A 1,751-nucleotide genomic window follows, 5' to 3' on the forward strand; every position below is an offset into this window, starting at 1 on the left:
CTTTCTCCTACCGTTTGCTTGGAGTGCACCAGCAGATGTTTTCGTGTTGCGTAATCAATCCGGCCATTTTTTACACGCACCCAACCTAAGCTCAGCAATTCATTCGACTTCGGGTCCAAACCACTCATTTCACAATCGACTACCAGAAAGTCTTGATCTATCACCTTCGTCCCCCCCGACAAGGAAGGCTGGGCATAAAGCTCTGCGATCGGCGTTCGCTGTGCCTGGCGATACCAATTCCGTTTTTTTAACCAGTATTGAAGCTTATATAGAACCATGAGCAAACCGCATTTTTAACAAGCGCTGACTTTCAGCAACAACCGAAAACGCACTTTTAAGCTGATGCCTCAACAAAGGAGATAACTCATCCGGGTTTAAGTGGTTTGTCGCTGGCTGCGACAGCATCATTGCCCTACTCTGACTATCCAAACGCAAACGAGCAATAAACTCATGAGCATCTCTTAGGTTGCTCGCTTCGGAGGCAGAGAGTACTTTTGCACTTTCCAAAGCTTGTAGCCGGTTACTGGTATTTACCTCTTCAATTCCTTTCATCAAGCAGTACAAACGAACCAGGGCAACAATCGGCACGGTGCCCCGTAGTTTTAGATCCAATACCGGGTTGTGATTGCCATCTTTCTCTAGCACAAAGGTTTTGAAAAAGCCTAAAGGCGGTGAGGTCTGAAGCGCATTTTCTGACATACATGCCTGAAAGATGGTGTTCTTTTGAGCCTCCTCCAATACCAAGTTACTTAAAGACTTCGTCAGCTCACGCTTGCCAGCAACGTGGCGAATATCATAAAAAATACTGGCATGCATTAGCGCCTTGGGTTCAGGCTGACGGATCCAGCGAGTAAAGTACTGCTTCCAAACCTCTAAAGGCTGACGCCATTTATCAGTCTGCGCCATCACCTCTCCCGGGCAATATTTCAAACCTGATTTGTCCAGGCCTTCATTTACGAATTCAGCAAAGCGTTTAAAGTAATCTTCCATTTCCTGTGTTGCAGCATCATCGAGAATCATACCGTTATCTTGATCTGAGCCAAGCATCTGATCTTGTCTAGCCTGTGAGCCAAATACCACCCAGGCGTATTCGCATGGTTCATCTCCAAAAGTCTGTCGAGCAAGGACAATCAGCTGACGAGTTATGCTATCGGTGATCGAGGTAATGATCCGGCCAATCTCATCGGCTCTAACATTGGCGCGAATAAGCTTGCAGGTCAGTTCAGGCAACTGTTTACTGAGTGAATAAAGCGTATCCCGGTTACTGGCTCGGTTAATTGCCTGAATCATATAAACCGGTTCACTATTTTGAGCACGGATAAAGTCATTCAGCGTAATAATTCCAACCGGTTTCGCATTCTCGACAACGGGAAGATGATGGATATTCGCTGTCATCATAGACAGCTGTGTTTCATACACTGTTTGATCGGCTTTTATCGTTCTCAGGCTTGTACTCATTACTTCAGAAACCGGAAGCTGAGGGTCGATTCCTTTAGCTAAAACACGAGAGCGAAGGTCTCTGTCCGTCAATATCCCACACAATTCCCCCTCATCCAAAAGCAAGATAGAACTCACTTTTGCGTCGGACATCTGCAAGGCAGCTTCTTGAATACTGGTCTCTTTCGATGCACACAAAGGCGACTTAACCATCAACTCCGACACCAGCTGGTTGAGCCGGTAATCTCTATACGCCGTGGCGTCGTGACTCGCCTGTTCAGTGATCTGCAAAGACTTATCAGTCTCACGGGAGA

Annotated in this window: 1 protein-coding gene and 1 pseudogene; both read right to left on the reverse strand. The window is 46.6% G+C overall.

Annotated elements, in window-relative coordinates; genetic code table 11:
* Positions 1 to 278: pseudogene (locus A3729_RS19410) on the reverse strand (exonuclease domain-containing protein); the annotation flags it as partial.
* On the reverse strand, positions 265 to 1,751 hold a 1,487-nt coding region (locus A3729_RS19415), incomplete at its 5' end, for a DUF294 nucleotidyltransferase-like domain-containing protein (protein ID WP_156498032.1). The pseudogene A3729_RS19410 and the gene A3729_RS19415, both read right to left, overlap by 14 nt.

It is taken from the genome of Oleiphilus sp. HI0043, assembly GCF_001634935.1.